Below are 7,018 nucleotides of genomic sequence, written 5' to 3'. Positions count from 1 at the left end.
GCTTGAGGACCCGCCGCCCTGCCTGGCACACACCACCCCCCCACCCACCCCCCACCCCCCACCCCCCCAGCCCGTCCGGCGCTTGAGGACAAGCCGGCCCGCACACAGCCCACCCATACCGCCCCGCGCGTTTCGCGTATCGTGTGGCGATGACCGTCCCCCACCAGCGAACCGGCCCCCTGGCCACCGGCATCCACTGGCACGACGGCCGCGCCCACCTCGCCCTGACCGGCCCCGGCGACGAACAGTCCCGCCAACCGCTACCCCTCGGCGCCCCCATCGGCTGGCGCCTGACCGGCCCCCGCACCTGCGTCGGCATCCGCCGCAAGACCGGCCGCCGCACCCCCTGCCCCACCCTCGCCCCGCTGCCCGCGACCGCCCCCCGCTCGCAGTGCGAGGCGTGCGCGCTCGCCGACCCCGGCCGCAAACTCGCGCGCGATCAGGCGATGGACGACCCGCGCCCGTTCTCGCTCTACCTCGCCTGGTTCGGCCCCGGCCTGGTCAAGGTCGGCCTCACCGCCACCGAACGCCGCGCGGCCCGCCTCGCCGACCAGGGCGCGCCGATGTTCACCTGGCTCGGCCACGGCCCGCTGATCCCCGTCCGCGGCACCGAACGCCGATGCTCGGCCACGGGCACCGTCCGCGAACGTATCCCGCACCGGGCCAAGACCACCGCCTGGTGGCGCCCGCGCGAGCTGGATTCCCCGGCCGAACTGACCGCCGCACACGCCCGGTTGACCCCCCTGCTCCCGGACACGATGACCCCCGCACCGTGCGACGTCCAGGACCTGAGCCGCTTCTACGGCCTGACCGACGCCCCGCCGCCGACCCGGGACCAGGTCACCGGCCTCACCGAGAACGCGCTGCTGTACGGCGAGTTGACCTGCGTCGCGGGCCACGACGCACTGATCACCACGGACACCGGCCCGCTGTTCGTGGACCTGCGCCTGCTCACCGGATGGCACCTGACCCCGGCCCGCGGCACCCCCTCCGGCCTCACCCTCAAGCCCCTGGACACCGGCCGCGCCCCGGACGGCTCGGTCCAGGAGGGCCTGTTCTAGCGCGGCGCGGCCGATCCCCACCACGAACCACAAGGATCAAACCCGGCTCACCCGCCCGCACTCCCCCGGCACCCCGTCCTCGATCGGCCTGCTGCGGTCGTACGGGTCGACCGTCTTCGGCGACCCCGACGGCGTCGTCGAGTCGTCGTCCGGGAACTCCGGCCGCACGAAGCCGTCCAGGCGTGTGCAAGAGCTGTTCGCGGCGTCGAACCCGACCTGACCCACCGCGATCCGGCCGCGCACCGTCGCCTGGTAGCGGGGCCCGCGATAGACCTTCGTCTCCAGCACCCTGCGCACCACCGAGCGGGTCACCGTCGCGTCCGCCCCGCTGCCGGCCTTGGCCACCGGGTAGACGAACGAGTAGTCGGCGTGCACCGTCAAGGTGCCCTCGCCGTCGACGTCGTAGCTCGTGATGCCGTTGACCTTGACCACCCGGCCCACCTGCTCGATCTCCTTGGGATCGAACCTGGTCACCCACGAGACCGGGTTGTCCGGCTCCCATCGGTTCGTCCGCAGCGCGTCCTCGATCCGTGCGACCTGGCCGTCGGCCGGATCCAGGAGCGCGAGATAGCCCGCCGGGCGCCCGCCCGCGAGCACGTCGCGGTCCAGGTTGCCGGCGATCAGCAGCCGCCGGGTCAGGTCCAGCGCCTCGGCGACCTCGGCCGCGCCGTACCCGGGCACCGTCTTGACCTCGGGCAGGGTCAGACCCGCCTCGTTGTCCGCGTAGTTCACGGCCGGTGAGCCCGCGAACGGATTCTTCCGAGTGGGCCGGTTCGGATCGACGCCCCGGCCGTCCCCCACCGAGGGCACCGAGGTGGCCACCCCGCTGACCGGCGGCTGCACCATCGGATCGTCGGCCGCGGCCGTGTTCGACGTGTCGAACCAGCCGAACACCCGGTCCGGCGCGGCGGCGAAGGCCACCAGCGCGAGCACCGCGACGGTCACCAGGACGGTCCGCCACCGGCGCCGGCGCGGCGGGCGGCTCGGCCCGTCGGCCCGCCACGGGGTGTGCCGCGGCGGCTCGTTCGCCCATTTCCGGGCGAGCATGCGCGCCCGCGCGGACCCCTCGGTCGCGGTCGCGCCCCGGACGAAGTCCTCGTCGAACACGTACCCGGCGAACGGGTCGTTCGGGTCGGCCCCACCCGGCCCGGCCCCCGCCCGTCCATCCATCCGGTCGCGGCCGTCGCCTGCGTCCCGGTTCCCCCTCTGATCAGACATCGGAGCAAGATAGCCGCGCCAACCGACAGGTCCGGGCGTATGTGACCCGGATCATGGTTTGCCCCCGAAACGGCATCTCGCGGACGCAAATCATCGGCGGCACAGCCGTCGGAATCGCACTCACGGGCGCCTTGACTTTGAGTTCACTCCAACTCGTAGGCTCCCGATCATGAACAGCACGGGAAACACCGCCACCACCCTCACCGGCCCGAACGACCGCTACGAGCGCGGCCTGGCCGTCCTTCGCCAGGTCGCCGGCCCCGAGCAGTCGACGGTGCTCGACGGCTTCGCCGAGATCGCGCCGGACCTGACCCGGTTCGTCGTCGAGTTCGGCTACGGCGACGTCTACGCGCGGCCCGGACTGACGCTGCGCGAGCGGCAGTTGGCCACCGTCGCCGGGCTGGCCGCGCTCGGCAACGCGGCGCCGCAGTTGCGCTTCCACCTGGCCGGCGCGCTCAACGTCGGCTGCACGCGGCGCGAGATCGTCGAGACGCTGATCCACGTCTGCCTCTACGCCGGTTTCCCGGCCGCGCTCAACGGACTGGGCGTGGCGCGCGAGGTGTTCGAGGCGTACCCGGACAGCGCGTCCGAGGAGGCCGAGGTCGCCGGCGAGGGCCCCGACGCCGCGGAGACCACCGCCGACCGCCACCGCCGCGGGCTCGCCGCGCTCACCGAGATCGACGGGCACGCCGGCGAGCAGGTGGTCGCGTCGCTCCGGGACATCGCCCCCGATCTGGGCCGCTACGTGATCGAGTTCGCCTTCGGCGACGTCTACTCGCGCACCGGCCTGGACCTGCGTACCCGCGAACTCGCCACGGTCGCGATGTGCACCGCGCTCGGCACGGTCGCGCCGCAACTCGCGGTGCACATCCACGGTCTGCTCAACGTCGGGGGCACCGAGGAGGACGTGGTCGAGACGATCACCCAGATGGTCGGCTACGCCGGCTTCCCCGCCGCGCTCAACGGAATCGCCGTCGCACGCACGGTGTTCGCCGAGCGCGCCGCCGCCGGTCAGGCGTCGACCGGCTCCGCGAGCGAGTCCTGAGGCAGCAGGTACACATCCCGGCCCTCCACGTCGACGAACGCGTCGCTCGGGCGGAAACCGACCCGGCGGGCCAGGGTCAGCGACGGCACGTTGTCCGCGTTGATCACCGCGAAGATCGGCATCGTCGGCAGCGTACGACGGGCCAGCGCGACGGTGACGTCGACCGCCTCCCGGGCCAGGCCCCGACCCCACGCGATGGGCGAGAAGCGGTAGTAGAGGTTGAACACCGGGACACCGTCGGGACGCAACCGCCGGGTCAACTGGGTCCCGGCGAAACCGAACACCTCGGTGGGGCGCTCGCGCGACGCGACCGCGCAGTAGCCGATCCCGTCCCGCTCCCAGTCCTCGATCATCGTCCGTAGGAACTCGACGCCCGCCTCGGCCGACGGCATCGGCCCCAGTGGGTTGTAGCGGTTGGTCTCGGGATCCCCGTGCACGGCGAACACCGCCGCCGCGTCGTCGGGGTGGGGCCTGGTCAGGACCAGCCGTTCGGTCTCGGCGACCGTGATGCGAGTCGTCACGCGCGTGCCGTTCGATTCGTTCGATGTGCGATACGGGTGTCCGTACCGCGGGTTCCGTGCCCACCCAGCCTAATCACCCGATCACACGATCCGATGATCGCCGGGGGTGATCGGCTCGTTCCCCTCGGCCCGCTGGTGGCGCGATCCGTCGATGCCCACACCCTCGCGGCGCAGGGCCCGGGTGCGGTGTTCGCGCGGGCTCATCCCCCGGACCCGCTTGAACGCCGTGCTGAGGGCGAACGCGTCGCCGTAGCCCACCTTTTCCGCGACCGCCCCGACCGTGGCCTCCGGTTTGCACAGCAGGTCCGCGGCCAGCGAGAGCCGCCAGGCGGTGAGGAAGGTCATCGGCGGCTCGCCGATCAGTTCGCTGAACCGCCGCGCCAGCGCGGCGCGGGAGACTCCGGCCGAGGCGGCCAACGACGCGACCGTCCAAGGTTGTTCGGGGTTGTTGTAGATCAGGCACAACACGCGGCCGACCACCGGGTCGCGGTAGCCGCGGTACCAGCCCGGTGCGTCCGTTCCGGAACGGGCGAACCACGAGCGCAACATCGCGATCAGCAGCAGGTCGAGGAGGCGGTCCAGGACCGCCTCCTGGCCCGCCTCGTCCTTGACGATCTCGGTGGCCAGGAGCGGGATCACCGGACAGTCCACCTCGTCCGCCCGGATCACCGCCAAGGCGGGCAGCGCCTCCAGGAGCGAACGGCTGACCTCGCCGGCCAGCTGGTAGGTGCCGGTCAGCATGATCGTCTCGGCCTCGGCGCTGTTGCCCCACGTGCGCACACCGAGCGCCATCTCCTTGGCCAGGTCCCGCCCGTCGGGGGTGGAACAGCGCTGGCCGGGATGGATGATGATCTGCGGTTGCGTGTCCGGCTCGTCGGAGACCCGGTAGTGGTCGGGCCCGCGCACGATCGCCACGTCGCCGGCGGTCAGTCGCTCCGATTCGCCGCGATCCAGCGCGATCCACGCATGGCCGCGCACCACCGCCACGACGGTCAGCGGCGCCTCGTCGTGAATGCGCATGGACCACGGCGCGCTGAGCATCGAACGCAGCAGGAAGGCCCCCTGCGCCCGGGGTCCGTTGAGCAGGCTCGCGAGAGCATCCATACCCGAATCCTAGCGGAGATCGAGACGATCAAACATGTTATTGGGCGCTTCAGCGATGTTCACTCTCACCGCCAGGCCCTTGAATAGAGCCATGACGACGAACGAACAGCACCTCGCGAACACCGCCGGCACCGACTACTCCACCACGCTGGTCGTGGGCGGAACCGGCAAGACCGGCCGCCGGATCGCCGCGAAACTGATCGAGCGGGGCCGCACGGTCCGCCTCGGTTCGCGCTCCGCGTCGATCCCCTTCGACTGGACCGACCGCACCACGTGGGCCCCGGCGCTGCGCGACGTCGAGAAGGTGTACATCTCCTACCAGCCGGACATCGCCGCCCCCGGCGGCGCGGACACGGTCGGCGCGTTCGCCGACCTCGCGGCGAAGAGCGGCGTGCGGCACCTGGTCCTGCTGTCCGGCCGGGGCGAGCCCGAGGCGCAGGACGCCGAGGCCCGGGTGCGGGCCTCCGGCGCCCACTGGACCATCGTGCGGGCCTCCTTCTTCGCCCAGAACTTCGACGAGGGCGAGTTCCTCGGCCCGCTCCTGGAGGGCGAGTTGGTGCTGCCGGTCGGAGCGGTGGGCGAGCCGTTCATCGACGTGGAGGACATCGCCGACGTCGCGGTCGCCGCGCTCACCGAGGACGGGCACACCGGGCAGGTGTACGAGGTGACCGGGCCGCGCCTGCTGACCTTCGCCGACGCGGTGGCCGAGATCGCCCGCGCGTCGGGCCGCGAGATCGGCTACGCCCAGGTGCCCCTGGAGGCGTACTCGGCGGCCCTGACCGAGCACGGGGTTCCGGCCGAGGTCGTCGACCTGCTGGCCTTCCTGTTCGGCGAGGTCCTCGACGGACGCAACGCGCACGTCGCCGACGGTGTGCGTCGCGCGCTCGGCCGCGAGCCCCGCGACTTCTCCGACTACGCACGCGACGCCGCCGCCCGCGGTGTCTGGAAGGTGTGACCATGAGCGGCCCCCTGTTCGTCCTGACCCTGGTCGCGGCCATCGGCTGCGCCACGATGGGCGGAGTCTTCTACGGCTTCTCCTCCTTCGTGATGGCCGGTCTGGGTCGGCTCCCGGCGAACCAGGGGGCCGCGGCCATGCGTGCGCTCAATGTCGAGGCCCCGAAGCCGCCCCTGATGATCGGCCTGCTGGGCACCTCCCTGCTCTGCGCGGGCCTGGGTGTGACCGCGCTGGTCTCCTGGGACGGGGCGTACTCCGGCTATCTGATCGCCGGCGCGCTGAGCTACCTGATCGGCCCGCTCGGGCTGACCGCCGGCTACCACGTGCCGCGCAACGACGCGCTGGACCGGGTCGAGCCGAACTCGCGGGCGGAGGAGCGCCTCTGGGCCACGTTCCCGACCGAGTGGACCCGGGCGAACCACCTGCGCGCGCTGGGCGGCGTCGCCGCCGCGGTCTGCCTGACCCTCGCCCTCACCCGCTGACCCCTCGACACCACCCATCCGAAAACGGGGACCCCGGCATGACTCAGCCATCCACGCAGTCGTCCACACCACCGACCCGCACCGCCGCCATCGTGCTGGGCGCCGGCCTGGTCACCACCGGCCTCGTCGCCGGCGTCTACTTCTGCTTCGCGGTCGCGATCATGCCGGGCCTGGCCCACGTCGACGACCGCACCTTCATCGACTTCCTCCAGCAGGTCAACAGGAGCATCGAGAACCCGGTCTTCTTCTCCTGCTTCTTCGGCGCCCCGATCCTGGGCGTGATCTCCATCGTGCAGACCCGAAGGCTCGGCACCCCCGAGACCGCCCGCTGGGTCGTCGCCGGCGTCGCCCTGGCCTTCGTCGGCATGCTGATCACCATGGGCGGCAACATCCCGCTCAACAACAAGATCGACGACGCCGGCGACCCCGCGAAGGTCGCCGACCCGGCCAAACTCCGCGAAGACGTCGAAAACACCTGGATAGCCTGGAACATAGCCCGCACCCTCTTCGCCGGCGCCGCCCTCGCCACCCTCGCCCGAGCCGTCCACCTCTTCCCCCGCACCACCCGAGCCCACTGATCCGCACGCACCGTTCGGCCCCCGGTGAGCAGATGCTCACCGGGGGCCGAACGG

8 protein-coding genes are annotated in these 7,018 nt (G+C 72.1%); 5 read left to right on the top strand and 3 right to left on the bottom strand.

Features of this window, described 5'->3' with window-relative positions; all coding sequences use genetic code 11:
* Positions 1 to 149: 149 nt before the first annotated feature.
* On the top strand, positions 150 to 1,061 hold the full coding sequence (locus ACFRCG_RS45490) for a DUF2797 domain-containing protein (protein WP_379999448.1): 912 nt from the start codon (positions 150 to 152) through the stop codon (positions 1,059 to 1,061).
* Between the two features lie 36 nt (positions 1,062 to 1,097).
* Here the strand turns inward: ACFRCG_RS45490 and ACFRCG_RS45485 are convergent, their stop codons facing one another.
* Positions 1,098 to 2,279 carry a hypothetical protein gene (locus tag ACFRCG_RS45485; protein ID WP_380042553.1) on the bottom strand — a complete coding sequence of 394 codons (1,182 nt, stop codon included), beginning with the start codon at positions 2,277 to 2,279 and terminating at the stop codon, positions 1,098 to 1,100.
* A 169-nt stretch (positions 2,280 to 2,448) separates the two neighbouring features.
* Here ACFRCG_RS45485 and ACFRCG_RS45480 point away from each other — a divergent pair, with 169 nt between their 5' ends.
* Positions 2,449 to 3,324: a carboxymuconolactone decarboxylase family protein gene (locus tag ACFRCG_RS45480; RefSeq protein WP_380042552.1), complete on the top strand. Its 876-nt coding sequence runs from the start codon at positions 2,449 to 2,451 to the stop codon at positions 3,322 to 3,324.
* Here ACFRCG_RS45480 and ACFRCG_RS45475 read toward each other — a convergent pair.
* Both ACFRCG_RS45475 and ACFRCG_RS45470 read right to left on the bottom strand, forming a co-directional pair.
* A complete protein-coding gene (locus ACFRCG_RS45475) occupies positions 3,291 to 3,845 on the bottom strand; it encodes a GNAT family N-acetyltransferase (RefSeq protein WP_380042551.1) in 555 nt (184 codons plus the stop codon). The genes ACFRCG_RS45480 and ACFRCG_RS45475 overlap by 34 nt on opposite strands.
* An 81-nt stretch (positions 3,846 to 3,926) precedes the next feature.
* Complete coding sequence (locus ACFRCG_RS45470; RefSeq protein ID WP_380042550.1) at positions 3,927 to 4,949, bottom strand: AraC family transcriptional regulator; 1,023 nt, start codon at positions 4,947 to 4,949, stop codon at positions 3,927 to 3,929.
* A gap of 91 nt (positions 4,950 to 5,040) precedes the next feature.
* Between ACFRCG_RS45470 and ACFRCG_RS45465 the strand changes: the two genes are divergently transcribed.
* The 3 genes from ACFRCG_RS45465 to ACFRCG_RS45455 are packed head-to-tail and all read left to right on the top strand — an operon-like array spanning position 5,041 to position 6,964.
* Complete coding sequence (locus ACFRCG_RS45465) at positions 5,041 to 5,904, top strand: NAD(P)H-binding protein (RefSeq protein WP_380042549.1); 864 nt, start codon at positions 5,041 to 5,043, stop codon at positions 5,902 to 5,904.
* 2 nt (positions 5,905 to 5,906) lie between these two features.
* Positions 5,907 to 6,386, top strand: a complete 480-nt coding sequence (locus ACFRCG_RS45460) for a DUF1772 domain-containing protein (RefSeq protein WP_380042548.1) — start codon at positions 5,907 to 5,909, stop codon at positions 6,384 to 6,386.
* A 38-nt stretch (positions 6,387 to 6,424) separates the two neighbouring features.
* Entirely contained in the window at positions 6,425 to 6,964 is a 540-nt protein-coding gene (locus ACFRCG_RS45455; RefSeq protein WP_380042547.1) for a DUF1772 domain-containing protein, read from the top strand.
* Positions 6,965 to 7,018: the final 54 nt, after the last annotated feature.

The sequence above is a fragment of the Embleya sp. NPDC056575 genome (assembly GCF_042793325.1).
In the GTDB taxonomy this organism is placed as follows: domain Bacteria; phylum Actinomycetota; class Actinomycetes; order Streptomycetales; family Streptomycetaceae; genus Embleya.
This window is presented reverse-complemented; position numbering and strand designations above follow the sequence as displayed.

Coding starts and splice junctions, on each gene's coding strand:
- ACFRCG_RS45455 (WP_380042547.1), top strand. CDS start 6,425: ATGACTCAGCCATCCACGCAGTCGTCCACACCACCGACCCGCACCGCC.
- ACFRCG_RS45465 (WP_380042549.1), top strand. CDS start 5,041: ATGACGACGAACGAACAGCACCTCGCGAACACCGCCGGCACCGACTAC.
- ACFRCG_RS45480 (WP_380042552.1), top strand. CDS start 2,449: ATGAACAGCACGGGAAACACCGCCACCACCCTCACCGGCCCGAACGAC.
- ACFRCG_RS45470 (WP_380042550.1), bottom strand. CDS start 4,949: ATGGATGCTCTCGCGAGCCTGCTCAACGGACCCCGGGCGCAGGGGGCC.
- ACFRCG_RS45460 (WP_380042548.1), top strand. CDS start 5,907: ATGAGCGGCCCCCTGTTCGTCCTGACCCTGGTCGCGGCCATCGGCTGC.
- ACFRCG_RS45485 (WP_380042553.1), bottom strand. CDS start 2,279: ATGTCTGATCAGAGGGGGAACCGGGACGCAGGCGACGGCCGCGACCGG.
- ACFRCG_RS45490 (WP_379999448.1), top strand. CDS start 150: ATGACCGTCCCCCACCAGCGAACCGGCCCCCTGGCCACCGGCATCCAC.